Source organism: Brevundimonas sp. EYE_349, assembly GCF_023147505.1.
Taxonomy (GTDB): domain Bacteria; phylum Pseudomonadota; class Alphaproteobacteria; order Caulobacterales; family Caulobacteraceae; genus Brevundimonas.
In genome coordinates, this window is record NZ_JAHXPB010000005.1 from 94645 (window position 1) to 119794 (window position 25150).

A 25150-nucleotide genomic window follows, 5' to 3' on the forward strand; every position below is an offset into this window, starting at 1 on the left:
CCGCTACGCTCGACGCCCGATCAGGGCTTCGCGCATGGCGGATATCTTGACGTCGGTCTCCGCCTCTTCTGCGGCCGGATCGCTGTCTGCGACGATGCCGGCGCCGGCCAGGGTCCGGTAGCGCCACACGCCGTCCGTCCGCACGAACCCGGCCGTGCGGATCAGGACCGAGGCGGTCATCGATCCCCCCTCCCCGATCAGGAACAGCGATCCGCACCAGGGTCCGCGCGGCGGTTCGTGGGCGGCGATCACCTTCATCGCCTGGTGTTTGGGCGCGCCGGTGATCGAGCCGGGTGGGAAGGTCGCCTCCAACAGCTCCGCCGCGCCAGCCCCGACACGCGCCGTTCCCGTCACGGTCGACACCAGATGATGCACGGTCGGGTGCCGCTCGACCGCGAACAGGGCCTCCACCTGCACCGACCCCGGCTCGGACGCCCGCGCCAGATCGTTGCGCATCAGGTCCACGATCATCAGGTTCTCGGCCCGGTCCTTGGCACTGGCCAGCAGGTCGGCGGCCAGGGCGGCGTCGCGCGCCGGATCGGGGTCGCGCGGCCGGGTGCCCTTGATCGGCCGGGCCTCGATCCGCCGGCTGGCCGCGTCGAAGCTCAGGAACAGTTCGGGCGAGTTGGACACCAGCGCCCGATCGCCGATCCGCCAATAGGCGCCGAAGGGCGAAGCCCGGTCCTGCTGCAACCGCATGAAGACCTCGAACGGATCGGCATGCGGCTTCAGCCGTCCCGACCAGGCGCGCGCCACATTGGCCTGGAACAGCTCGCCCGCCGCGATCCGATCCACCACATCCGCCACCGCCGCGCGATAGGCTTCGGGCGGCGCCTCGGCGGAAAAGGTTTCGGCAGGCGCCCCGGGCGATGCGACGGATCGGGCTGTGGCCAACCAGGCCAGCGCGCGATCCGCCGCCGCCTCGGCCTGCAAGGTCGTCGCCCCTCGCCCGGTCGCCTGGACCCAGCGCGCCTGGTGATCGAAGGTCAGCATCGCGGGATAGCGGGCCAGCATCAGGTCCGGCCAGACGGCCTCACGCCGTCCCGTCGCCGCCCGCGCGCCGGCGTCATAGGCCGCCAGGCCCACCGTCCCCGCCGAGAACGCGGGGTCGCGCAAGGCATCGAAAAGGGCCGCCACTCCAAGCGGTCCAACCTGGACCATGTCCGGCTGAACCGCGACGTGCGACCAGCGTTCGTTTGATCCCCCGCCGGAAATCAAGGCCAGCAGCCCGTCGCCGCCGTCCGCCGCCAGTCCCGCCGCCACCATCACCGGCTCGACCCAGGCGGCGTCGCGCACCACTCGATGGCTCAGCACATCGCTCACGCCGACAGCCGCTCCACGATCCGGTCGCGGCGCGCGGCGTCGACCTCCAGCGCATCACGCAAATAAGCCTCGACCGAGCCATGTCGCGCCTCGACCTCGGCCAGGGCCGCGTCCAGATAGGCGGCCTCGACGCCCAGGAAGGCCACCACCGCATCGTCGGCGGCGACGCGGCCGGTCATCTTCTGCAGCTGCCGCGCGATCGACGGCGCCCGTCCGGCCAGGTCCACCGCCGCATTGGTCAGCAGATAGTCCTCGACCATGTCGTCGCGCGACACGCCCAGCAGATGATGGGTCAGAGCGGCCAGGAACCCCGTCCGATCCTTGCCCGCCGCACAGTGGATCAGCACAGGTCGGTCCTGATCGGCCAGGGCCTGGAAATAGCGGCTGAATACATCCCTGTGCGCCGGATCGAACGGCAGGCGGCGATAGGTGTCCTGCATGAACCGCCGGCCGGACGCCGGCGTCAGGTCCTGGGTCTTCAGAAAGGTGATGTGGGGCGCCTCCACCCCGTCGTCGATCCCGCCCTCGATCACCCGGCCCGACCAGCCGTCCGGACGGCGCGACGGCTGGTCGCGACGCTCGCCGGGCCGACGCAGATCGACCACCGCGCCGATATCCAGAGCGCCCAGCCGCTCCAGATCCGCCGCGCTCGCCCGCGCATGGTGGGCGGAACGGAACAGATGGCCGGGCCGTAGCCGGCGCCCCGCCGCCGTGGCGTAGTCGCCATAGTCGCGAAAGTTGTCGATGGCCTCGAAGGCGTGAAGGCGGTCGCTCATGCGCCGCCTTCTACCCTGTTTTCACCGCGCGGGCAGCAGGTCCGCCATCGCATCCAGATAGGCCACGAAGGCGGCGCGGCCTTCCTCGGTCAGACTGGCCTCCGTCAGGGGCTTTCGACCCCTGAAGCTTTTGGTCATGGCGACGAACCCCGCCTCCTCCAGCTTGCGCAGATGGACCGACAGATTGCCGTCCGTGGTCTGCAGTCGCGCCTTCAGCGTAGCGAAATCCGCCGTGTCGGCCCCCGAAAGAAAGGCCATGATCCCCAGGCGGATGCGCCCATGAATGACCTCGTCGATACGGCCGATGTCGAAATCGTCCGCCATGCTCAGACGCTCTCCGCCGGTTCCTGGCGCATGAGGATCAGGCCGGGAACCAGGGCGACAGCGATCAAAATGGCGGCGAACACCAGATAGATCAGCGGGCTGTCGATGAACCAGGCCACCGCCACGGCGCCGACGTAGGCGCAGATCGCCGTCATCGACATCCAGCGCGTGCGCGTCATGGCCGCGCCGATCATCCAGGCCGAGCCATAGGCGACCAGCACCGCCGTCGGCATCACCGCCATCCACGACCAGTTTCCGGTTTTCACAGACAGGGCGACCAGGGCCAGCCAGGTGACGAAGATGCCGTAACCGACCGCCTCCCACGCCGATCCGACCGCCTTGTTGCCGGCGGAATTGAAGCCGGACTTCTTCTTGATGCGGCCGATCAGAACGGTCAGGGCGACGGCGAACACCGCCCCCGCGACGACCCAGATCCATAGCTGCGACCATGAGTTCAGCCTGACCAAGCCCGATTGAACGGCCCATTGGATCAGGCTGGTCGATCCGTACACGACGGCGGCCGTGACCAGGATCGGTCCCGCCAACAGGGGCGCGTGGCGCCCCTCGTGCGCCAGGCTGCGCATATAGGCGATATCGTCGTGAATGGCCTGGGTGTCGCGGGTCATGTTGGTTTCCTCCCAAAAATCGATGAGAGAAAATCAGCCATAAACTTTGTGATGTAAAGTTCTTTTTATAGCCTGACGGCCGAGCCATGAAAAAGGGGACGAAGCCGAAGCCTCGTCCCCTGATTTCCGATCGGTCGCGCCCCTTATAGTCGGGGCGTGCCGCCGCGTCCGCGAAGTCCGCCGGCCACCAGGGCGATGACGAACAGGATGATGGCGACGACGGCGACGAATTTGGCGATTTCGAACGAGAAGTTCGCAATGCCGCCGAAGCCGAGAACGGCCGCGACCAAGGCCACGACCAGGAAGATAATTGCCCAGCGCATCATGGGTTTAGCTCTCCTGAGTTGATGTTGCCGTCGGCGACCCTAGAGCCCTCGTCGGTCCGTTGCATCAACGTCGTGGCGTCTTGGCCGTTCCCTCGTCTGCTGAGATTCCCATCAGCGGCGGCGACGGCGCGAATAGCCGCCCTGATCCATCTTGCGGTCCGCGACCATGCTGGCGACGATGGCCGCGAGGGCCGGATTGCGCAGCAGCAGGAAGGCGGCGCCCAGACCGCCCACAGCGCCCACGATGGGGCGTTCGCGAACGATGTGGATTACCTTACCCAGCAGGCCGGACGGTTCTTCATCCTCATCGTCCTCCTCGTCGTTCCCGCTGCGCAGGAAGACCAGGATCACGATCAGGGCGACCACGGCGAACAGGCCGAAGGTGACGGCGGCGGCGCCCAGCGGCGTCAGCTTGAGGCTTAGCGCATAGAAGATCGAAAGCCCCAGGAAGATGACGGCCAGGAAGGCGCTGGCCGCGACGACGGCGGTCGCGACCAGCTTTTTGACGAGACCCTTGAACATCAGCGGCGACGACCGGCCAGCAGCATCCCCAGGATGACGCCGACGCCCAGGGCCACGGCGGTCGATTGCAGCGGACGCTCCTGCACCCGCTCGACCACATAGCGCTGCGCCTCGTCCAGACGTTCGGCGGCGTCGTCGTAATATTCGCGGCCCCGGGTGCGGGCGGTGTCGTAATAACCGCGCGCCTGTTCGCGCACCTCGTCGCCCTTGGCGCGCAGCTTGGCCTCGGCCTCGGCGGCCTTTTCGCGTAGGCGCTGGGTTTCTTCGCGGGCGCCGGTCTTCAGATCCTCCTTGAGGGTCTTCAGGTCGGCCTTGATGTCTTCTCGGGCCTTGGTGCTGGCCATGATGCGCGCTCCGTTGAAAGCTTGACGGTAGAGAATAGAGAACCCCGTATTGCAACGCCACTCCCCTGACGAGGTTCCCGTCGCTCGATCCGCGCGGCGCTTGCGCAAGCCTCTCGTCAGCCTCCGACCGGCGGATTAAGAACGAGACCATGACCCAATGGCTGTTCCCGCCCCGCCCCACGCCGTCCCTGCCCATCGTCGGCCATGACGCGCGGTTTCCCGTGCGCCGCATCCTGTGCGTCGGCCAGAACTACGCCGCCCATGCGCGCGAAATGGGATCGGACCCGGACAAGCAGACGCCCTTCTTCTTCTCCAAGCCCGGCGACGCCCTGGTGTCGGACGGTGCGGACCCGGCCTATCCGTCGGCGACCGAAAACCTTCATTACGAGGCCGAACTGGTCGCCGCCATCGGCCCCAGGGAAGACGGCCTGATTGGCGTCGTGGGCTGGGCGGTCGGCTGCGACCTGACGCGCCGTGACCTGCAGGCCGAGGCCAAGAAGACCGGCCGCCCCTGGGACGCCGCCAAGGGGTTCGACCAGTCGGCGCCGTGCGGCCCCGTCACCCTTGGCGACCTGCCGGATCCCGCGGGCGCCATACGCCTGACCGTCAATGGCGAGGTCAAACAGGACAGCGTTCTGGACGACATGATCCTGAACCCTGATCGCATCGTCGAGGCGGCCGGCGCCCTGTGGTCGCTTCAGCCCGGCGATCTGATCTTCACCGGCACGCCGTCCGGCGTCGGCCCCGTCAAGCCGGGCGACCAGGTCGTCGTCACCATCGCCGGGCTGGAGACCCTGCGTTTCGAGGTTCAGCCGTGATCCTGCATGGCTACTGGCGCTCTGGGGCCAGCTACCGGGTGCGGATCGCCCTGGCGTTGAAGGGCGTCGGCTACAACCTGGCGGCCCACGACCTGAGGAAGGGCGAACAGAAGACGCCGGACTATCTGGCCCTGAACCCCCAAGGCATGGTGCCGGCTCTGCAGGACGGCGACCGCGTCCTGATCCAGAGCCCGGCCATTCTGGAGTGGCTGGAGGAGACCCATCCCGCCCCGGCGCTGCTGCCGGCCGCCCCCGACGACCGCGCCGTGGTGCGCGCCATGTGCGCCCTGATCGGCTGCGACATCCATCCGCTGAACAATCTGCGGGTGCTGAAGGCTTTGCGGGCCGAGTTCGGCGCCGACCAGGCCGCGATCGACGCCTGGGCCGCCGGTTGGATCGCGCCTGGCTTCGACGCGCTTCAGGCCCTGGTCGCCCGCCATGGCGCGGGTTGGTGCTTCGGCGACGCCCCAACCCTGGCGGACTGCTATCTGATCCCGCAAATCTATTCGGCCCGCCGATTCAACATGGACCTGTCGCCCTGGCCCGGTCTTCTGGCCATAGATATCCAGGCGCTGGACCACCCCGCCTTCCACGCCGCCCACCCGGATCGCCAGCCCGACGCCGACTGAAAACACCGGCGCCGACGCATATCAGCGGTGGATAAGTAGGGTTCGCTTAAGGTCTCGCTCAGCGTCCCTTAAGCATTGCGCGTCAAAGTGCGGGGGTGTCGTATTCCCCCGCCACACCTTCGGCGTCGTCGCCCATCCATCGCCTGGCCTTGGCCGTGGTGACCGCGCCCGAGCGCGCGCCGGGCGCTTTCATGAGCGCCCCGTCCGGCGCGCGCGAGGATGCGATGCGGTTCCTGCTGCAGACCGGGGCGGATGCGGGCGTCAAACTGATCGCCACCCGGCCCGATGGCGACGGCGAACGGCTGCTGGGCCAGGCCTGGCCCTTTCCCTCGCCCTTCCAGGTCACGGTTCGCACCGTGGCCCTGAGCGAAGGTCTCGATCGGGTCGAGGCGCGCGCTCGCCGCTCGCTGGAGCGGATGGGTCTGCCGCGCGGCGACGTCCTTCTGATCTTTAACGCCGCCGATCTGGCCGGCGCCGAGGGCCGGGCCCTGTGGGATCGCGCGCGCAATCTGAAGGATCGCGGCCTGTTCCGCCGCATCGGTTTCTGCGCCGCGATCGAGGACGGTCCCGCCCTTCTGGCGCGCCGCCTGGAGGCCGACGTCGTCCAGGTGCCGTGCAGCCTGCTGGATCAGCGCGCGGCCCAGGACGGCGTGTTGGAGGCCATCGCCGACACTGGCGCCAGCGTGCATCTGTCGTCCGTCTTCGCCGACGGCCTGCTGTTCGCAGGAGGCGAGGACCTGCCGCCCGAGCTGGCCAGCCACGCCCAGGCCCTGTCGCGCACGCGCCGACGTCTGGCCGAGCAACGCTGCGACCCCATGCAGGCCGCCCTGGCCTACGCCCTGTCGCTGAAAGGCGTGGACAAGGTGGTGGCCAGCGTCGCCTCGGCCGCCGAACTGCGCGCCATCCTGGCCGCCGCCCACGCGCCCTGCCCCAACCTGGACTGGTCAGCCCTGGCGCTTGCGGCGCCGGCGGCCTTCGCCGCCGACGCCCGCGCCCGGATCAGTAGCGCAGCCTGATGCCGACATAGCCGGACAGACCGGCTTCGCCGTAGCCCAGCAGACGCTGATAGTGTTCGTCGAACAGGTTCTCGACGCGCGCCGTCAGGGTCACATTGTCCGTCAGCGCATAGGCGCCGTTCAGATTGGTGATGACGAAGCCGTCACGCATGCCGCCCGAATCCGGCATCTCGCCTTCCGCCCGCACCGTCACCGCGCCCGACAGGCGTTGTCCGGTCCAGCCCAGGGTCGCCGACCCGGAGTGTTCCGCCACGCGCAGGATCGGAGCCTTGGTCACCGCATTTTCGGCGTCGGTCCAGGCATAGGCGGCCGTCAGATCGAAACCGCGACCCAGATCGACCCGGCCTTCCAACTCCACGCCGTCGGTGCGGGTGCGGATCAGGTTGACGTAATAATACTCAAAGCTGGCCGGATTGTAGTAGCCGTCGATCTGGTTCTCGACCTCAAGACGGTAAGCCGTCAGGCGACCATCGAAACGGCCGTCGTTCGAGCGCCAGCCCAGAGCCAATTCACCGCTCTCCGCCTTTTCGGGAACCAGTTCGGCCACCTTGGTGCTCGGCAGGACGAAGCAGAAATCGCAAACCGTCTGGGCGACGGACGGCGTCTTGAAGCCGGTGCCGTAAGCGCCGCTGAAGGTCAGGCCGGCGCCCAGATCATAGGCCGCCGAAATGCGCCCCGTGGTCTTGCCGCCATACTTGTCGGTTTCGTCGTGGCGCAGGCCGGCCGTGACGCTCAGGCGATCCGTGGCGTTGAAACGGGCCACGCCGAACACCGAGTCCACGTCCAGTTCAGCCTTGACCCTGCCGTCCAGATCCGCCTGGGTTTCCTCATGCTCGGCGCCGAAGCTGTAGGCCAGACGGGCGTTCTGATCACGGCTGTCCGCCTGCCAGCGGTAAAGGCGGTGCTGGCCGCTATAGACCGACGGATAGGCGCTCTTGGCGACGCGGTCGATGTCGGAGGCGGCGACCGTGAACTTGTGATCCAGGCCCAGGACATCGGCGACACGCAGGCGAACCAGACCCGACTGATTGACGGTCGCCGCCGTATCCAGCGCATCGACCGGGCCGAAACCGTCGACATCGGCGTCGGTGTCGGAGTAACGATAGCTGGCGTCGACGCCAAAGCGGTCGTTCAGCTCATAACGGGCGCGGGCGCTGACGGTGGTGTTGTCGAAGCCGTCCTTCTCGGTGTTGCCGTTGATCTTGTCAGCCGCCGAGAAACCGTCGCTGTGGAACTTGGAGACGGAGACGCCATAGGCGAACTTCTCAGTGGCCACGCCCAGGCCCAGACGACCGCGCGCCGTGCCGTACGAACCGGCTTCGGCATTGGCCGACACGCCGTTCAACTCACTGGTGGTGAAGGAAATGACGCCGCCGATCGCGGACGAGCCCCAAAGCGACGACTGGGGGCCGCTGAGCACCTCGATGCGCGAAACGTCGCCCAGGTCGAAGCCCGAGAAGTCGAAACCGCCCGCCGGCTGCGAGGGGTCGTTGACGGCTACGCCATCCACCAGCACCAGGGTCTTGTCCTGGCTGGCGCCGCGCATCCGCACCGAGGCGACGCCGCCGAAGCTGGCGCGATAGACCGACAGGCCGGGCACGTCCGACAGGATGTCAGTGGCGAACACGGCGCCGCGCTCTTGGATGGTCTGGCTGTCGATGACGCGCGCGCCCGGCGTCTCGGCGACGATGGCGGGCAGGCGGGTGGCGGTGACGACGACGTCGCTGACCTGGGTCGTGTCGTCGGCCAGGGCGGGTGCGGCGATGGCGACGACCGAGAGCGCGGCCGAGGCGAGCAGAATGGAACGCTTCATTGAGCGATATCCCCGTTTCCGGTCCCGCGAATGCGCGCGAGAGACCGTCATGAGCGAACCGACCCGCCAGACCGGCGAAGGGTCTGGACGGCGCAAGATCGGGTCGCTGCAACGGATGGAGACCGCGCCTCTGCCTGTGCCCGGACAGGGGCGAGCGACTTTGGGCGGCCAGGTCTCCTGGCTTGCGGTTCATCAAACATCGCCCTCGCCTTCCCAGCCCTGGGGCCAGTGGCGCCGGGATCACCGACCCCGGACGGACGACGCTCTCGCCGCCTACAGTTGCGGGAACAGCCGTGGCGTCTGACCACGTTCCCTAAACCGCCTGACGGGGCCTATCGCAGGGGGGACAAGCCTGTGCAAGGCTGGCGGAACGGGCTTGAGGCGTCGGTTCCGATCCGTCACCCTAGGGCCACATGAACGCCCCCGCCAAATTCCCCGATAATGGGCCTCCTCCCGAAATCGCCGCCGCCATCGAGGGCGCGACGCCCTTCATGGCCCAGTATCTGACAGCCAAGGCGGGGCAGACGGACGCCATCCTGTTCTTCCGCATGGGCGACTTCTACGAGCTGTTCTTCAAGGACGCCGAGGTGGCGGCGGCGGCTCTGGGCATCACTCTGACCAAGCGGGGCAAGCACCAGGGCGAGGACATTCCGATGGCGGGCGTGCCGGTCCACGCCATGGAGGGCTACCTCGCCCGACTGATCCGCATGGGCCACAAGGTCGCCATCTGCGAACAGCTGGAAGACCCCGCCGAAGCCAAGAAGCGCGGCGGCAAGGCCGTGGTGCATCGTGGCGTGGTCCGTGTGGTCACGCCGGGAACCCTGACCGAAGACAGCCTGTTGGACGCGCGCGGCGCCAACCGTCTGGCGGCGGTGGCGGTGCGCAAAGGCCGTGCTGCGGTCGCCGTGGTCGAACTGTCGTCCGGCGCGGTCGACAGCGTCGCCTGCGCCATCGAGGACCTGGGCGCGGCGCTGGCCGCCTTCCGTCCGTCCGAGGTGCTGGTCACCGACCGGATGTACTCCGACGAGACGACGTGCGACGCCCTGAACGGCTCGGGCGGGGTGGTCCAGGCCCTGGCCTCGGCCATCGCCGAACCCCAAGCGGCCCGGGCGCGGGTCGAACGCCTGTACGGCGTGGCGGCGCTGGACGGATTCGGCGCCTTCGAGGAGGCCGAGGTTTCGGCGCTGGGTCTGATCGCTGCTTATCTGGAGACGACCCAGGCGGGCAAGGTTCCCGCCCTGGCCCCGCCGCGCCGTCTCGGCGACAGCGGGTTTCTGGCCATCGACCCGGCGACGCGGGCCAGTCTGGAGATCGACCGCACCCAGCGCGGCGAGCGCGAAGGCAGCTTGCTGGCCTGCATTGACCGCACCGTCACCTCGGGCGGGGCGCGGGCGCTGGCGGAACGGATCGCCCGGCCGTTGCGCGATCCCCTGGCCATCAACGAACAGCTCGACGCCGTCGAATGGATGCTGGAGCGCCGCGACCTGCGGCGCGACCTGCGCGACGGCCTGAAAACCTCATCGGACGTGGCCCGCGCCGTAGGGCGTCTGGCGCTGGGACGCGGCGGCCCGCGCGATCTGGCCGCCGTGCGCGTCGGCCTGTCGATTGCGGAGGGCATCGCCGGTCTGTTTATCGGACAGGTCGATCCCCTGACCGGCCAGCCGCGCCGCATCGCCCTGGCGCTGGACCGGCTGACCCTGTCGGCGGATCTGTCCCGGCTGAAGGCCGATCTGGTCGACGGTCTGGTGGAGGAGCCGTCGCATCTGGCCCGCGACGGCGGCTTCGTCCGCCCCGACTATCGCCCCGAGCTGGACGCCGCCCGCACCCTGCGAGACGACAGCCGTCGCGTGGTCGCCGACCTTGAGGCCCGCGCCGTCGCCGAATCCGGCGTGCCGTTCAAGGTCAAGCACAACGCCGTCCTGGGCTATTTCCTGGAAACCTCGGCCAAGGCGGCGGAAGGGTTGCTGCGCGCCGGTCCCGACAGCCCCTTCATCCACCGCCAGACCCTGGCGGCTCAGGTCCGCTTCACCACCGTCGAACTGTCGGAACTGGACGCCAGGATCAGTCAGGCCGGGCACCGCGCCCTGGCCATCGAGGGCGAGATCTTCGAAAGTTGGCGCCGCGAGATCGCCCGTCTGGCCCAGCCGTTGCAAGCGGTGGCCGAGGCCCTGGCCGAACTGGACGCCCACGCCGCCCTGGCCGAATGGGCGCAGGAGGTGGGCGCGACCCGCCCCGTCGTGGACGACACCCTGATCTTCTGCGTCGAGGCCGGGCGCCACCCCGTCGTCGAGGCGGCGGTGAAGGCGCAAGGCGATCCCTATACCCCCAACAACGCCCGTCTGGATGGATCAGGCGGCGACTGCGCCCGTCTGGCCATCGTCACCGGGCCGAACATGGCCGGTAAGTCGACCTTCCTGCGCCAGAACGCGCTGCTGGTGATCCTGGCCCAGGCGGGCGCCTTCGTGCCGGCCCGGTCGATGCGGCTAGGCGTGGTGGACCGGCTGTTCAGCCGTGTCGGCGCGGGCGATGACCTGGCGCGCGGCCGCTCCACCTTCATGATGGAGATGGTCGAGACCGCCGCCATCCTGACCCAGGCCACGCCCCGCAGCTTCGTCGTGCTGGACGAGATCGGACGCGGGACCGCCACCTACGACGGTCTGGCCATCGCCTGGGCCACCGCCGAGGCGCTGCACGAAACCAACCGCGCCCGCACCCTGTTCGCCACCCACTATCACGAGTTGGCCCAGCTGGAGACGCGGCTGGACCATGTCTGCAACCTGTCGATGGTCGCCAAGGAGTGGAATGGCGACCTGGTCTTCCTGCACGAGGCGGCGCCCGGCGCCGCTGACCGTTCCTACGGGGTTCAGGTGGCCAAGCTGGCGGGCGTGCCGACGTCCGTGGTCACCCGCGCCCGTTCGGTGCTTGAGCGTCTGGAGGGCGAAAAGGCCGCCGCCGCCCGTCTGGACGACCTGCCCCTGTTCGCCGTCGCCGAGCCGGAGCCGGTGCGCGGCTCCTCGCCTCTGGAACTGGCGTTCCGTGACGTCGATCCCGACGACCTGACCCCGCGCGAGGCGCTGGAGGCGCTCTATCGGCTGAAGGGTCTGGCCTGATGTGACGAAGGCCCGGACGTCGCCGTCCGGGCCTTGCTTAGAGTGTCGATCCGTTTCGGATCAGGCCTGCATCATCCAGCCTTCGACATCCATGGCCGCCTGACGGACGGCTTCCGAACGGGTCGGGTGGGCGTGGCAGGTGCGGGCGATGTCTTCCGACGCGCCGCCGAAGCTCATGGTGATGGCCGCCTCGTGGATCATCTCCCCGGCCTGCGGGCCCATGATGTGGACGCCCAGCACCTTGTCCGTCGCGGCGTCGGCCAGAACCTTCACGAAGCCGTCGGTCTCGTGATTGATCTTGGCGCGGCTGTTGGCGGCGAAGGGGAACTTGCCCTTCTTGTAGGCGACGCCGGCGGCCTTCAACTGGTCCTCGGTCTGACCGACCCAGGCCACTTCGGGGAAGGTGTAGACGACGCTCGGCACCAGGGCGTAGTCGACGTGGCCGTATTTGCCGGCGATGGTGTCGATCACGGCGACGGCGTCTTCTTCCGCCTTGTGCGCCAGCATCGGACCGTGGGTCACGTCGCCGATCACCCAGACGCCGTCAGCCACCTTGAAGTGGTCATGGTCAATGAAGCCGCGCTTGTCCGGCGTCACGCCCACGCTCTCCAGACCCAGGCCGTCCGTATAGGGACGACGGCCGATGGCGACCAGAACGACATCGCCCTTGATCGTTTCTGCGGCGCCGCCGGCCGAGGGTTCGACCGTCAGTTCAACTCCGTCCTTGCCCGCCTTGGCGGCCGTGACCTTGGCGCCCAGTTTGAAGACCATGCCCTGTTTGGTTAGTGTGCGCTGGAAGGCGGTGGCGACCTCGGTGTCCATGCCGGGCGTGATCCGGTCCAGGAACTCGACCACCGTGACCTCGGCGCCCAGGCGGCGCCAGACCGAGCCCAGCTCCAGGCCGATGATGCCCGCGCCGACCACGATCAGCTTTTTCGGCACGGCCGGCAGCGACAGGGCGCCGGTGGAATCGATGACCTTGCCGTCTTCGAACGCCACGCCCGGCAGCGGGGTCGGCTCGGAGCCGGTGGCGATGACGATGTTCTTGGCGTCCAGCGTCTGGACGGCGCCATCGGCGGCGGTCACCTCGACCTTGCCCTTGCCGACGATCTTGCCCTTGCCCTTGATCCACTCGACCTTGTTCTTCTTGAACAGGAACTCGATGCCCTTGGTCAGGCCCAGGACGCTTTCGTCCTTGGCGGCGTGCATCTGGCCCAGGTTCAGCTTGGGCGAGACCTCGATGCCGATCTTGGCGAATTCGGTATTGGCGGCGTTCCACAGTTCCGAGGCGTGCAGGAGGGCCTTCGACGGCATGCAACCGACGTTCAGGCAGGTGCCGCCCAGGGTCGAGCGCATCTCGACGCAGGCCACCTTCAGGCCCAGCTGGCCGGCGCGGATCGCGGCGTTATAGCCGCCAGGGCCTCCGCCGATGATGACGACGTCGTAGGCGGCGGTGGCTTCGGCCATGGTATCCTCTGGTCTTCTGGCGCGCGGGAAAAGGCGCGCGGACACTAGCGCCGACCCCGCACGGGTCAACCGCTGCCCGCCATATGGGGCCGCCTTTCGACCAATTGCAGAGGGTCGACCGACGAAAAAGGGCCAAGCGTCGCCGCCCAGCGCCTTCGATCATCATCAGACGGCGCGCTTACAGCTTGAAGCGCACGCCGACGAAGACGTTGTAGCCGAACTTCTCGTACTCGTAGGTCCGCTCCTTGACGCCGTAGTAGCGCACGCCCGCGCTGTCGGTCAGGTTCTTGGCTTCGCCGAACAACTCGATCCCGTTGCCGAAGTCGTAGCTGGCGGTGAAGTCCAGCTGGCCGCGTCCCTCGACCCACAGGTCCAGGCCCGGGCGGGTGGCGTCGATGGCTTCCAGGAACTCGCTGCGGTGGGTGTAGGAGACCCGGGCGCTCAGCCCCTCGCGCTCATAGAAGAGGGCGGCGTTGTAGGTGGTGTCCGACTGGCCCGGCAGGACGAAGGTGTTGCGGCCCGCATAGGAGGCGCGGCTCTTGATCTCGGCGTCGGTCAGGGTGAGGTTGGCGAAGACGCCAAAGCCCGAAGCCCAGCCGGGCAGGAAGCCGAAGGTCTGCTGCCAGTTCAGTTCGATCCCGGCCAGATGACCATCGGCGTTCTGGGCCTCGGTGACCTCGGCGAAGCCCGATGGCGCGGGCTGATAGGGCACGCCGGCGGTGACCAGGGTGAAGCGGTAGTCGGACAGGTCCTTGTAGAAGGCGTTGGCCGAGATCACGCCCAGCGGACGCAGATAGTACTCCAGACCCAGGTCGATATTGTTCGACAGGGTGGACTTCAGGTCCGGGTTGCCGCGCGAGACCGTGGTCTTGACCTTGGTGACGCCGTTCTCGTCGACGTTCTCGCTGGTCTCCAGCAGGCGCGGGACGATGTCGGTGTAGTCCGCGCGCGAGATGGCGCGGGTCAGGGCGAAACGGCCGATCAGGTTTTCGCTGAAGTTGTGGCGCAGCGTCAGGTTGGGGAAGACGTCGGTCTGGTCGCGGCTGACGGTGACGGGGGTCAGGACGCTGGCTGCGTTCACGCTAGTCGCGGAGCCTTCGAAGTCGGTCTTTTCGACGCGCAGGCCGATAAGGACATTGGTCGCGCCCACATCGAACCGGGCCTGGCCGTAACCGGCGAGAATGTCTTCGTTGGCGCTGTAGTCCGCCGTGATCGATTGCGGCGTGCGGCGTGACGCCGCGGTCGTGGACGTGGCGCGGATGCCGTCGAGATAGTCGGTTGCAAGACCGTGATCGAACTTCACGCCCAAATTGTAGTCGTAGTTCTGCGACGGACGGTCGCTTAGCAAGCCCGCCAATGCGCCAGGGTTCACCGGGGCGGTTTGCGTGCGGTCGCGGAAACGCTCTTCGTCGGCGCTGACGTCGCGCGTGCTGTATTTGGCGCCGAACTTCAGCGTCACTTCACGGCCGCCGATGACGGTCGGCAGTTCGTAATTCGTCTTGAAGGACACGTCTTCCTGCTCGGTCGTGTTCGAGCGGAAGGTGTTCTCTCGGAATGAGAAGTTGGATGGAGTCGAATAATAGGTCCCTGCGAACGGCGAATAGGTCGGAGCGTAGTGGTTCGTCGTATCGTAGGTCAGCGTCTGCGTACCCGAGCGATACACCAGCTCGTCGCGGTGCGGATAGGTCTGCTCGCTCCTGGCCCAGGCCAGGGTCGCGTCCCAGACGGCGCCATTACCGAAGGTGTATTCGCCGCCCAGGTTCAGGGTGGTGATCTGGTTGTTCTGCTCGCGGTGACGCAGGGCCTTATAGAGGCGCGCGCCGGTGAACTCGCCCGCCTGATCGGTCAGCCCCGCCTTGGGCTTGCCGTCCGAATAGGTGAAGCGCAGGGTATTGCGGTATTCGTCGTCGTTGAACTCGGCGAAGGAGCCACGCAGCCAGGCGCGCAGCTGATCGCTGGGCCGCCATTCGAGAGCGCCGGTCACCGCCTTGCGCGTGCGCTTGGTCTCATAGTCCTTGAACAGGGTTTCTTCGAGATAGTAGCGGCCGAAGGTGGCCGCGACAGCAGGGTCCGCGCCCAGGGTCCAGGCGTTCTCGACGTTGTCGGGACGGCGGTTGGTCTCTGAATAGCTGACCGACACCAGGGCGCCGAAGGTCTCGTTCGTACCGAAGACGTTGGACGCCGTGGCGCCCGCGCGGGTGTCGGAGCCGCCGTAGTCATTATAGCTGCCGCCCGCATAGCCGCTGAGGGCCAGACGGCGCTTGTCGAAGGGCGAGCGGGTCTTGATGTCCACGGCCCCGGCGATGGAGTCCGCGTCCTGGCTGGGGCGCAGGGTTTTGGAGACCTCGACGGTCGAACGATGTCCGAAGGCAGGGTGTCCAGATCGACCGCGCGGGTCGAGGCCGAGACGGCGGGAATGGCCACCCCGTCGACCGAGACGGCGGTGAAGGTCGAGGGCGCGCCGCGCACATTGATGTAGCGACCCTCGCCCTGGTCGCGCTGGATGGCGATGCCCTGAACGCGCTGCAGGGATTCCGCCACGTTCGGGTCGGGGTAGCGGCCGATGGCGTCGGCCGACAGGATGTTGACGGTGCCGTCGGCGTTCTTCTGCTGGTTCAACGAACGGGCCACGCCGTCGGTGATCACGCCGGTGACGATCACGTCCGCCACGTCGGTCGCCGAGGTGGAACCCAGGACGATGGCCACGTTCGCGTTTTCGCCGCGCGTGGTGACGACCGTCTGGCTGGCCGAGGGCAGCCCGAGGTAGCGCACGTCCAGAACCATCTGGCCCGCCGCGGTCGGCAGGGTGAACTCGCCCTGGGTGTTGGTCACGACCCGCTGGCCCGACCCGCGCACCACGACCTCGGCGCCGGGCAGGGGCGCGCCCGAGGCGTTGGTGACCCGGCCATAGATCACGTCGCCCGCGACGGCCGCGGCGGAAGCAACCACGGCGTCAGCGGTCTCAGCATGGGCGACGGCGGCCATCGGCGCCAGGATCATCGGCGCCATCAACATGGGCTTGAGCGCGGCGCTCATCAGCAGGTTCGGTTTCATCTCTTGTCCCCCTCGGCCCGCGACGTTTCGCTTTGGCCGATGAGGGCGGCGCTTAACCTTTGGCGACGACGCGAAAGCGACGTTTCCGAGACGCCCGTTTCGCGGTTTTCCGACAGCGGCATGACGGTTGATCCCTTGTCGGATCATCGGTCATCGAACGGACGCCGAACCGTTACGACGTCGCCGTTGACCAAGCCGTCGCCGCGGCGAAAGGACGCCCGCACACCGTTCCGGACCCCGCCATGCGCCGCCCTCGTCTTCGCCTGCCGACCGCCTGCGCCCTATTGTCGCTTCTGACCGGTTGCGCCGGGCACGAGGTCGATTTCCAGGGTGAAGGCGCCGGCGTCGTCGGCCCCTGCGCTCAGGTCCAAGCCGTGCTGGAGACCCCGCCCGTCGGCGCCTCCGGCCAGGACGCCGCAGACGACCCGGCCGTCTGGGCCAGCGCCACGCCCGTCATGGTGATGGGCCAGGCCACGCCCGGCTTCGTCGCCGGTGCCGACAAGAAGTCGGGCCTGTATATCTACGGCTTCGACGGCCGCATTCTCCAGTTCCTGCCCGAGGGACTGCTGAACAATGTCGATGCGGTCGAGGGCCTGTCCATCGATGGCCGCCCGCAGTTGGTGCTGGGCGCCAGCGACCGCACGCCGGGCAGGACGGGCATTTCACTCCATGTCTTCGACCCGGCCGGCCCTCGTCAGAACGGCGTGCGCTATTGGGGCCATGTCGCGACCGACGTGATCGAACCCTACGGCTTCTGCTTCGCCCGTCGCGGCCCGGAGGTTCACGCCATTCTGGTCGGGCACGAAGGTGAACTGCGCCAGTTCGTCCTGGGCGCCGACGCCGCCGGCCGCCCGACCGCCCGCCTGGTCCGCACCGCAGAGATCGGCTCCATCTCAGAAGGCTGCGCCGCCGACGAGGCGAGCGACGCCCTCTATATCAACGAGGAAAACGTCGGCCTGTGGCGCTATGGCCTGGACCCGGCGTCCGGCGCGGCCCGCACCCTGATCCGGCCCATCGCCAAGGACATTCTGGTCGCCGACGCCGAAGGCCTGACCGCCATAACCGACGCCTCGGGCCGCTATCTGATCGCTTCCAGCCAGGGCGATTCCACCTTCCCCGTCTGGCGCATCGACGGCGCGGCGCCGCAATACAAGGGCCGCTTCAAGATCGTGAACGGCGTAGTGGACGGCGTCACCGGCACGGACGGCCTGGCGGCCGCCAGCGGTCAAGTCGGCCCCTTCCCCGATGGCGTCGTCGTCATCCAGGACGACGTCAACGACGGCGGCGCCCAGAACTTCAAATACGTCGATTGGCGCGATGTGCGTCGAGCGTTGGGGCTGTAGCCTCCGCCATCCTCGTGCGAGGTTCGCCAAGACCGGCATCCCTTACACTCTAGATCTGAATCCGGAAGTCGGTGTCGGGGTCCGCAGCTTGTTTCCCCAGCAAGGGATTCAGCGGTTTGGCTAGGTTCAATCGACATTCAGTCGGTCGAATTATCAGATCGTCATTCCGGGGCTGAGCGAAGCGAAGAACCCGAAACCCAGGGCTGCGGTCGCGCTGCTGAACGCATCCGACGCCGGATGCGCGCCCTCCGGGTTCCGGGTTCGTCCTTGGATACCCCGGGATGACGATTTTAAGTTGAATGTCGATTAGCCTTAGTCGCTCTGCAAGCCGATCGAAGCTATGCTGACGCGAAACCTAGGAGGGTGCGCGTCATGATGGAACTACTGCTTGCGATGGCCCTCGCAGGGCAGCAACCCGAGCGGACCCTGCCCTTGGCGGAGGTCAAACAAGCCGATCCTCTAGTCCTGGCGCCGAAGGTGCTGCCAGTTGAGACGGCGGAGCGCATCACCGGCGGCTGGGTGCGACGCTACTGGATGCCGGGGCAGGTCTACCGGGCGCTCTTTTGGGAACAGTCCCAGCCCGAACGAGACGGAATCTGCGCCCGGCGGGTGCATGTGGTCTCGGCCGGCAATCCAAGCGCGCCCGGCAATCTAGACGACCCGGAGATGGTGTTGACGGTCAGCGATCTGGGCTCGGGGATGCAGTATGGGCCGTCTCATCCCGAGCCGGCGACTGAGACGCGGTGCGCCGAGTTGACCGGCTATATCGGGGGGTCCGAGGGGCAGGTGGACGGCCAGCTGAAAACACTCACCCGGCTGACCGAGGCGATGCGGTTGGCGGCTGGGACAGATGATCTGCCGTTCGCCCTCGAGTGTGATCCGCAAGAGTCGGCCACGGCCTGTAATGATCCCAGGCGAGCCTTGGCGGAGTTGCCCTTGGACAAGCTGCTGAGCGTTCGGCCAAGCCGTCACTTGCCGCCGCGCAACGCCTCGACCCCGCCGGGACCGAGGCTTTTCGTGCAGACGGGCGCGCCCCGGAACTGGAACGCCGCCGAGGTCGAGTTCGACACATCGGGACCCGGCGCAAGATCTTGGATCGTGACCCTGACCGGCGACGAGCAGGTCGAAACCGTGCGGCTTCGGTCGGCGATGATAATTCGTCACTGACTCTGTCGTTCGCCACTTTTGGGCGCGGTCCAGAATGTCAGCCGGCGAAAAGGTTCGCTCCCGCCGCCTAGAAAACAGTCGGAAAGTCCGCATTCAGGCGCAATACGGCTGAATGCCTGTCTTTCAGGTCAAGCCCGCGGTTGGCGATCCCCTACTGATCCTCGTCGAACTTGCGCGCGACCAGATCGGTCAGGGCCTCCATCGCCTCTTCGGCGTCCGGGCCTTCGGCGGAGACGTCGATGCTGCAGCCGATGCCGGCGCCCAGCATCAAGAGGCCCATGATGGAGCGGGCGTCGACCGTCACCCCGTCGCGGGTGACGTGGATCTCGCTTTCGAAACTGGAGGCCAGTTTGACGAACTTGGCCGAGGCGCGGGCGTGCAGGCCGCGCGTATTGCAGATGTTCAGGGTCGCCGCGACGGTCATTTCTCGCCCGCCAGCACCCAGGAGGCGACCGAGATGTATTTGCGCCCGGCGTCCTGCGCATGGGCTACGCAGGCTTCCAGCGTCTCGCGCCCGCGCACGCTGGCCAGCTTGATCAGCATGGGCAGGTTCAGGCCGGCGATGACCTCGGCGTGGGTCTGCTCCATCACCGAGATGGCCAGATTGGAGGGCGTGCCGCCGAACATGTCGGTCAACAATATGACGCCGTCGCCGTCGTCCACGGCCGCCGCCGCATCGACGATGTCGCGACGCCGACGCTCCATGTCGTCTTCGGGACCGATGCAGATGGCCGCGACGCCGCGCTGCGGGCCGACCACATGCTCCATCGCCGACAGAAATTCTGACGCCAGCCCGCCGTGGGTGACGATGACCAGACCGATCATGAGGACTTCACTCGCATCCCGCCCCGAACCGTCCCGAACGTTCCCCCGCCCGGCGAGGAGGCCGGACGCCGTCCTTTCCTGGACCGCAAGGGGGGTGTCATAGACCTGTCTTTCGGCGTTTCAAAGCGTCTCCAACACCGCTGCGACCACATCGACGGCCGAAGCGGGGCGCGGGTCCAGCGTCAGGAAGGGCAGGTCCACCCCGCAGAACGCCCGCGATTGCGCCTCGGGCAGCCGTTCGACCGGTTCGTGCGTGCAGACGACGGCCAGCGCCGCTCTGACCAGCGGCCGTGTCGCGGCGGTCACGATTCCCAGGCCCCGAACCTCGATTCGCCCCGCTATGGCGACTGGCGCGCGGGCGTAGAGCGCGCCGTTCGACGCCCAGACATGGGTGTAGTCGTCGCTGACCAGCCGCCCGCCGCGCCCGATCAGCCTTAGGCCCAGGTCGCTTTTACCCGCGCCCGATGCGCCCAGGATCATCACCCCGCGCCAGCCGCCCCCCTGGCGCACGGCGACCGTGGTGGCGTGGATCGGGGCGGCGGGCGTCATGCCCGGCGGCCGACCGCGGGGAACAGGATTTCGAACCGGGCGCCGACAACCTGACCGTCCTGCATCTGGTTCTCGGCGTGGACGCGGCCGCCGTGCGCCTCGACGATCTGGCGCACGATGGACAGGCCGAGGCCCGAGTTGGAGCCGAACTTCGCCCCTTGCGGCCGCGAGGTGTAGAAGCGTTCGAACACCGTCTCCAGGTTCTCGGGCGGGATGCCCGGCCCCTGGTCCTCGACCCGCACGCGGACCGGCAGGTCGTCGGTCGTCTCTTCCAGACTGACGCGGACCGCCCCGCCCGAAGGGCTGAAGGAGCGGGCGTTGTCGATCAGGTTGCGGAACACCTGGCCCAGCGGCCCGTCGCGGCCCATGACGCGCAGCGGCGTCTCGGGCGCCTGGAACAGCACCGGGATGTCGCCGGGCTTGGCCGTGGTGTCATAGACGCCCGCGATGTCGGTCAGCAGTTGGTTCAGCGTGATCGGGCGGGGCCGGTCGCGCGACAGTTCCGCATCCAGGCGCGAGGCGTTGGAGATGTCTGTGATCAGCCGGTCCAGGCGCCGCACGTCCTGTTGCAACAGGGCTGTCAGCTTCTCGCGGTGGGCGTCGGTCCTGACCAGCGGCAGAGTCTCCAGCGCCGAGCGGATCGAGGTCAGGGGGTTCTTGATCTCGTGCGAGACGTCGGCGGCGAACCGTTCGATGGCGTCCATGCGGGTGGACAGGGTGTCGGTCATGGATTCCAGCGACCGGGCCAGATCGCCGATCTCGTCCTTGCGATCCTCCAGATCGGGCAGGGAGATGGCGCGCGCGCGTTGCAGCTTGACCTGATCCGCCGCCGCCGACAGCCGCATGATGGGCCGCGCCACGAACAGATGCAGCACCAGCGAGGCCACCAGATTGACCCCCAGCGCCACCAGGGCGAACGGCACCAGGGCGCGGCGCTGGGCGCTCAGAATCTCGTCCACGTCGCCGGATTCGACCGTCAGCACCCCCAGCACCTGACGCACATGCCGCACCGGGATGGAGACGGACACCACCCGGTCGCCGGATTCGTTGCGTCGCAGCGTCGCCTGGGGCGCGCCCTCCAGCGCGGCGTTGACCTCGGCGGCCAGCTCGCCGTCGGCCCGCGCGATCCGGCGCTCAGACACCAGCTTGGCCGCGGCCCCGTCGTCGGTCGGCGACCCGGCCGAATGGGCGTCCGGCAGGGGGCGTCCGCCGATGGCCTCGGTCACCTGATAGCTGTCCACCAGCAACAGGCCGTTGATGTCGTACAGCCGCACGCGCTGCCCCGCCGGGATGAACCGGTCAGTCAGCCACAGGGAGGCGCGGATGGGGTCCAGTTCGGGCGTCGGCTCGCCCCGCGTCACGCCCTCCTCGCGCAGCACATTGGCCAGCAGTTCCGCCTGGACGGTCAGAGATTCCTGACGCGCGCCGACCAGCCCCTTGCTCCATTCGTTCAGCAGCAGGGCGCCGCCGAACAGGATCAGCAGGCTGAGCAGATTGAGCGCCAGGATGAAGCCGCCTAGCCGCGATCCGCCGAAGCGGAACAACGGCCGGCGCACGCGCTCCTCGTCGGGCTCTCGCCCGTCGGGACGATCAGCTCTCGCGGTAGCGGTAGCCGACGCCATACAGGGTCTCGATCGCGTCGAACTCGTTATCTACGGCGCGGAACTTCTTGCGCATCCGCTTCACGTGGCTGTCGATGGTGCGGTCGTCGACATAGACCTGGTCGTCGTAGGCGGCGTCCATCAGGTTGTCGCGGCTCTTCACGAAGCCGGGCCGCTGGGCCAGGGCCTGCAGCAGCAGGAACTCGGTCACGGTCAGCTTGACCGGCTTGCCGTCCCAGGTCGATTCGTGGCGCGCCGGGTCCATCGACAGCTTGCCGCGCTTGATCGCCCGGCCCGAAATCTCTGCGACGGCTTCCGGCTCACCGCCGTCGGCGCCGGTGCGGCGCAACAGCGCCTTGACCCGTTCGATCAGCAGACGCTGGCTGAAGGGTTTGTGGATATAGTCGTCGGCGCCCAGGTTGAAGCCCAGGATCTCGTCGATCTCCTCGTCCTTGGACGTCAGCATGATGACCGGGATCTGCGAGGTCTGGCGCAGGCGACGCAGCACCTCCATCCCGTCCATGCGCGGCATCTTCACGTCGAGGATGGCCAGGTCGGGCGGCGTGGATTCCAGCGCGGCCAGGCCAGAGGCCCCGTCATGATAGGCGGTGATCTTGTGGCCATGGCTTTCCAGCGCCAACGACACGGACGCCACGATGTTCTCGTCGTCGTCGACCAGGGTGATGTTCGCCAAGGGTGTCTTCTCCTGAACTTTGCGGTCCCGCGAGCAGGAACGCGCTTCAAGCGTAACCGTTCGATCACGGTCACATTAGGGCTATGACGCCCCGACCCGAAGGGAATTCGCTCAGAACGCCCTCGCGCAAGTCCTGGCCAAGATGGTTGGTTCCGCTGGCGATTTCAACGCGGCGGCGCCCCGGACGGGGCAGGGAGGGTATTCGGCGGCGAAAACCTCGCTTTAAAGTCTTCGGGTCAAAGGATCGCCGCATGGCCGGTCCGATCCACTACGAAGTCTATGTCCGCAAGACCGCGCCCGCGGCCTGGACCCTGCTGATCGCCACCGAGAACCGCAAACAGGCCATCGAGGCGGCCGAGGACCAGTTGCGGGACCGATTCGCCGTCGCGTCGCGCGTCACCAAGGAGACGCTGGACCCCGAGACGATGGAGTTCGCCTCCGTCACCATACTGACGCTGGGCGCGCCCGAGCCGCTCAGGAAGAAGGCGGCAAATGCGACCCACCGCCCGGCCTGCTCCAGCCCGGCGGAACTCTATTCGCCCCACGCCCGGGCCGTGATCGGGCGCGTGCTGGAAGACTGGTTGCGGCGCGAGGGCGTGACGGCCTTCGAACTGCTGCACCGCCCCGATGCGGCCGAGCGGCTGGAGGCGGCGGGGATCGAGCTTCAGCACGCCATTCAGAAGGTCGCCGTCCCCGAAAGCCAGTCGACCGGCCAGGACGTCCACACCGTCGTCCGCCATTATCAGAAGCTGACCGAACTGACGATCGCGCGGCTGCGCAAGGCCGGACGCGACGGCCTGTTCCCGGCCCTTCAGGACACCTCCATCGCCGACCTGGCCCATCGGTTCAGCGGCGCGCCGGACCGGGCTTTGCGCATGGGCGGAGTAGTCGCCGGCGCCCTGGCCGAACACAGCGGCGCGCGGGCGCGGCTGTCGGCCCTGATGGATCTGATGGACGCCGCCCCGACGGACGGCCCGCCGCGCGCCCTGATCGTGGTGGCGGTCGAGCAGATCGTCGCCGAGATGCTGGCTCTGCGCCAGAACCTGAACGCGGTGCTGGGCCCGGCCCTGGATCAGGGCGCCAGTCTAGCCGCCATCGTGCGGATGGTGGCGCCGGACGAGATGGACGGCCTGCTGAAGCTGGACCCGCGCCTGGACCTGATGATGCCCGCCATCGACGGGCCCGCTGCGCGACTGGGTGTCCATTTGGCCGCCGGGGAGTTTCCACTGCTGGCGGCGGCTCTGGCCCGGATGGTGACGGGCGAACTGACCAGCCCGCGCCGGCTGCGTCCCAACGATCCGGTCGGCGAGATCGACATCCTGCGCCTGCTGGCCATGGCCCTGACCGCCGCGGCCGGTCGGCTGCTGACGCTGGAGGAGGTGCAGACCGCCTTCGTGGAGCGCTCCAAAAGCCTGGTCACGGCCGATTTCGTCGCCGCCTATGTCGCCGGCTGCCAAAGCGTGCTGGCCGAGGCCGCATACCTGACGCGCCTGTGCGAGAATGTGACCGGCGGGGCCAACAAGCGCGCGGCGGCCCGCTGGCTGGGCGCCTGCATCGGCGCGCTGCGCTTCGAGACCGAGATGCGTCAGGCCGCGCCCGGGGGGCCCAGCCCGTCGCAGAAGCTGGCCATACTGGCGCGGCTGCAACGGGCGGTGCGGGCCGCCAACCTGGGCGAACACGACGAGAAGCAGATTTCGGACGTCATCGGCGCGGTCGGCGCCCGTCTGGAGGCCGACGCCGGCCTGGTCGCCCAGATCGCGCGCGCACCCGCCCCTGCGCCGAAAAAGCTGGCCGCCCTGCTGAAACTGGCCGCCGGGGAGGCCGGACCGCTGGGGCCGTCGGCCGAACGCGCCCGCGCCGAAGCCGTCCGCCTGCTACGCGCGCCCGAAACCCGCACCGCCCTGTCCGCCGCGCCCGACAGCGTCGCGGCGCTTCGCGGCCTGATGCAGGCGGCGGGCCTGGCGGCGTAAGCCCCAGACGCCGAACCCGTTTAACCGACGTTTGCGATCGCGCCCTGAAAGACAGGGCTGCGGAGCGGCCTAATGATTGGCCGGCGCCGGGCTGGTGGCGGCGGGCGGCGCGGCCGGCGTGGCCTGGGTCGCAGCGGGCGCGCCATCGGCCGGCGTCGCGCCGGTCGGCTCGCTCGCGGCGGCGCCTTCGGTCACGGGCGCTTCGGCGCCGGCGGCGGGCGCGGCGGCGCCCGGCTGACGCGAGGGATCGGGCGCGGGAATGGCGAAGCCGCCGGACCCTTGGGTCCGCAGCCAGGCGATCAGATTGATGCGCGTCTGGGTGTCGCGGATGCCGGCGAAGGACATCTTGGTGCCCGGCACGTATTTGGCCGGGGCGGTGATGAAGCTGTTGATCTGGTCATAGCCCCAGGTCGGCGCCTCGGCCTTGTGCTTGGTCATGGCGTCGGAATAGGCGAAGCCCGCGCGGTGCTCGACCGGACCGCCGACCACGCCCCACAGGTTGGGACCAATCTTGTCGGCGCCGCCCTGGTGCGCGTCGTGACAGGCCTGGCAGCGCGCGAAGGCGGCCTCGCCGGCGGCGAGATCGGCGGCCGGCAGAACCGTGCCCCAGTCCGGGGCCAGCTCGGGCGCTTCACCGCCTGCGGCCTCTTCCGGCGCATCGACGAAATAGCCCATCTTTTCCGGTGGCGCGGAATGATAGACCAGGCCCGATGCCTGCTGGACCACCAGGATGACGAAGGCCATCCCCAGGGCCGCGCCGAAAATCTTGTTCCACTTCAGATCGCCGCTCATGCGCCCCGTCGCTCCCCTCTGCCGCTTCCAGGCCGTTGAACCGCCCGGTCATAGTCTTGCC

The 25150-nt window shown here is 68.1% G+C and carries 23 protein-coding genes, 1 pseudogene and 1 riboswitch; of the genes and pseudogenes, 7 read left to right on the plus strand and 17 right to left on the minus strand.

From position 1 onward, the window contains the following. Nucleotides 1-3: 3 nt before the first annotated feature. From KZX42_RS10610 to KZX42_RS10640, 7 genes are all read right to left on the minus strand, one after another. Nucleotides 4-1323, minus strand: coding sequence for an anthranilate synthase component I family protein (locus KZX42_RS10610; RefSeq protein WP_248119316.1), 1320 nt, complete (start codon nucleotides 1321-1323; stop codon nucleotides 4-6). Continuing rightward, nucleotides 1320-2099: a tyrosine-protein phosphatase gene (locus KZX42_RS10615; RefSeq protein WP_248119317.1), complete on the minus strand. Its 780-nt coding sequence runs from the start codon at nucleotides 2097-2099 to the stop codon at nucleotides 1320-1322. Before KZX42_RS10615 ends, KZX42_RS10610 begins: the two co-directional genes overlap by 4 nt. 21 nt (nucleotides 2100-2120) lie before the next feature. Continuing rightward, nucleotides 2121-2423: a transcriptional regulator gene (locus KZX42_RS10620; RefSeq protein WP_248119318.1), complete on the minus strand. Its 303-nt coding sequence runs from the start codon at nucleotides 2421-2423 to the stop codon at nucleotides 2121-2123. A 2-nt stretch (nucleotides 2424-2425) separates the two neighbouring features. Further along, the gene (locus KZX42_RS10625; RefSeq protein ID WP_248119319.1) at nucleotides 2426-3049 is read right to left on the minus strand and encodes a hypothetical protein; all 624 of its coding nucleotides are present in this window, start codon (nucleotides 3047-3049) and stop codon (nucleotides 2426-2428) included. Nucleotides 3050-3192: 143 nt separating this feature from the next. Continuing rightward, entirely contained in the window at nucleotides 3193-3375 is a 183-nt protein-coding gene (locus KZX42_RS10630) for a DUF1328 domain-containing protein (protein ID WP_087121113.1), read from the minus strand. Nucleotides 3376-3486: 111 nt separating this feature from the next. After that, a complete protein-coding gene (locus KZX42_RS10635; protein ID WP_248119320.1) occupies nucleotides 3487-3897 on the minus strand; it encodes a hypothetical protein in 411 nt (136 codons plus the stop codon). Continuing rightward, nucleotides 3897-4241, minus strand: a complete 345-nt coding sequence (locus tag KZX42_RS10640) for a DUF883 domain-containing protein (protein WP_248119321.1) — start codon at nucleotides 4239-4241, stop codon at nucleotides 3897-3899. The genes KZX42_RS10635 and KZX42_RS10640 overlap by 1 nt, the downstream gene beginning before the upstream one ends. A 149-nt stretch (nucleotides 4242-4390) precedes the next feature. On the opposite strand from KZX42_RS10640, the gene KZX42_RS10645 reads away from it, so the two are divergent. From KZX42_RS10645 to KZX42_RS10655, 3 genes are all read left to right on the plus strand, one after another. Next, nucleotides 4391-5059 (plus strand): fumarylacetoacetate hydrolase family protein, encoded by a 669-nt coding sequence (locus tag KZX42_RS10645; RefSeq protein ID WP_248119322.1) that lies wholly within the window; start codon nucleotides 4391-4393, stop codon nucleotides 5057-5059. After that, on the plus strand, nucleotides 5056-5688 hold the full coding sequence (gene maiA / locus KZX42_RS10650; protein WP_248119323.1) for a maleylacetoacetate isomerase: 633 nt from the start codon (nucleotides 5056-5058) through the stop codon (nucleotides 5686-5688). Before KZX42_RS10645 ends, maiA begins: the two co-directional genes overlap by 4 nt. Before the next feature lie 95 nt (nucleotides 5689-5783). Next, complete coding sequence (locus KZX42_RS10655; RefSeq protein WP_248119324.1) at nucleotides 5784-6704, plus strand: aldo/keto reductase; 921 nt, start codon at nucleotides 5784-5786, stop codon at nucleotides 6702-6704. Here KZX42_RS10655 and KZX42_RS10660 read toward each other — a convergent pair. Then, a complete protein-coding gene (locus KZX42_RS10660) occupies nucleotides 6688-8517 on the minus strand; it encodes a TonB-dependent receptor (RefSeq protein ID WP_248119325.1) in 1830 nt (609 codons plus the stop codon). The genes KZX42_RS10655 and KZX42_RS10660 overlap by 17 nt on opposite strands. A gap of 170 nt (nucleotides 8518-8687) precedes the next feature. After that, nucleotides 8688-8833, minus strand: a riboswitch (cobalamin riboswitch). 175 nt (nucleotides 8834-9008) lie between these two features. On the opposite strand from KZX42_RS10660, the gene mutS reads away from it, so the two are divergent. Next, a complete protein-coding gene (mutS, locus tag KZX42_RS10665; protein WP_248119492.1) occupies nucleotides 9009-11627 on the plus strand; it encodes a DNA mismatch repair protein MutS in 2619 nt (872 codons plus the stop codon). A 60-nt stretch (nucleotides 11628-11687) separates the two neighbouring features. Here the strand turns inward: mutS and lpdA are convergent, their stop codons facing one another. The 3 genes and pseudogenes from lpdA to KZX42_RS10680 all read right to left on the minus strand — a co-directional run. Next, entirely contained in the window at nucleotides 11688-13094 is a 1407-nt protein-coding gene (lpdA, locus tag KZX42_RS10670; RefSeq protein ID WP_248119326.1) for a dihydrolipoyl dehydrogenase, read from the minus strand. 178 nt (nucleotides 13095-13272) lie between these two features. Then, on the minus strand, nucleotides 13273-15627 hold the full coding sequence (locus KZX42_RS10675; protein ID WP_348983627.1) for a TonB-dependent receptor: 2355 nt from the start codon (nucleotides 15625-15627) through the stop codon (nucleotides 13273-13275). Beyond that, nucleotides 15513-16295: pseudogene (locus KZX42_RS10680) on the minus strand (carboxypeptidase regulatory-like domain-containing protein); the annotation flags it as partial. The gene KZX42_RS10675 and the pseudogene KZX42_RS10680, both read right to left, overlap by 115 nt. Nucleotides 16296-16390: 95 nt before the next feature. On the opposite strand from KZX42_RS10680, the gene KZX42_RS10685 reads away from it, so the two are divergent. Beyond that, entirely contained in the window at nucleotides 16391-17491 is a 1101-nt protein-coding gene (locus KZX42_RS10685; RefSeq protein ID WP_248119327.1) for a phytase, read from the plus strand. 372 nt (nucleotides 17492-17863) lie between these two features. Continuing rightward, complete coding sequence (locus KZX42_RS10690) at nucleotides 17864-18658, plus strand: hypothetical protein (RefSeq protein WP_248119328.1); 795 nt, start codon at nucleotides 17864-17866, stop codon at nucleotides 18656-18658. Nucleotides 18659-18809: 151 nt separating this feature from the next. Here KZX42_RS10690 and KZX42_RS10695 read toward each other — a convergent pair whose 3' ends face one another. The 5 genes from KZX42_RS10695 to KZX42_RS10715 form a co-directional block, all read right to left on the minus strand. Then, a complete protein-coding gene (locus KZX42_RS10695; RefSeq protein ID WP_248119329.1) occupies nucleotides 18810-19082 on the minus strand; it encodes an HPr family phosphocarrier protein in 273 nt (90 codons plus the stop codon). Next, a complete protein-coding gene (locus KZX42_RS10700; protein WP_054764347.1) occupies nucleotides 19079-19483 on the minus strand; it encodes a PTS sugar transporter subunit IIA in 405 nt (134 codons plus the stop codon). The genes KZX42_RS10695 and KZX42_RS10700 overlap by 4 nt, the downstream gene beginning before the upstream one ends. Nucleotides 19484-19603: 120 nt before the next feature. Next, complete coding sequence (locus tag KZX42_RS10705) at nucleotides 19604-20032, minus strand: HPr kinase/phosphatase C-terminal domain-containing protein (RefSeq protein WP_248119330.1); 429 nt, start codon at nucleotides 20030-20032, stop codon at nucleotides 19604-19606. Beyond that, on the minus strand, nucleotides 20029-21654 hold the full coding sequence (locus tag KZX42_RS10710) for an ATP-binding protein (protein ID WP_248119331.1): 1626 nt from the start codon (nucleotides 21652-21654) through the stop codon (nucleotides 20029-20031). Before KZX42_RS10710 ends, KZX42_RS10705 begins: the two co-directional genes overlap by 4 nt. Then, complete coding sequence (locus tag KZX42_RS10715) at nucleotides 21623-22327, minus strand: response regulator transcription factor (RefSeq protein ID WP_248119332.1); 705 nt, start codon at nucleotides 22325-22327, stop codon at nucleotides 21623-21625. The genes KZX42_RS10710 and KZX42_RS10715 overlap by 32 nt, the downstream gene beginning before the upstream one ends. 251 nt (nucleotides 22328-22578) lie before the next feature. Between KZX42_RS10715 and KZX42_RS10720 the strand changes: the two genes are divergently transcribed. Then, nucleotides 22579-24297, plus strand: coding sequence for a hypothetical protein (locus tag KZX42_RS10720; protein ID WP_248119333.1), 1719 nt, complete (start codon nucleotides 22579-22581; stop codon nucleotides 24295-24297). A 69-nt stretch (nucleotides 24298-24366) separates the two neighbouring features. Here the strand turns inward: KZX42_RS10720 and KZX42_RS10725 are convergent, their stop codons facing one another. Then, nucleotides 24367-25089 (minus strand): cytochrome c family protein, encoded by a 723-nt coding sequence (locus KZX42_RS10725; protein ID WP_248119334.1) that lies wholly within the window; start codon nucleotides 25087-25089, stop codon nucleotides 24367-24369. Between the last annotated feature and the right edge of the window lie 61 nt (nucleotides 25090-25150).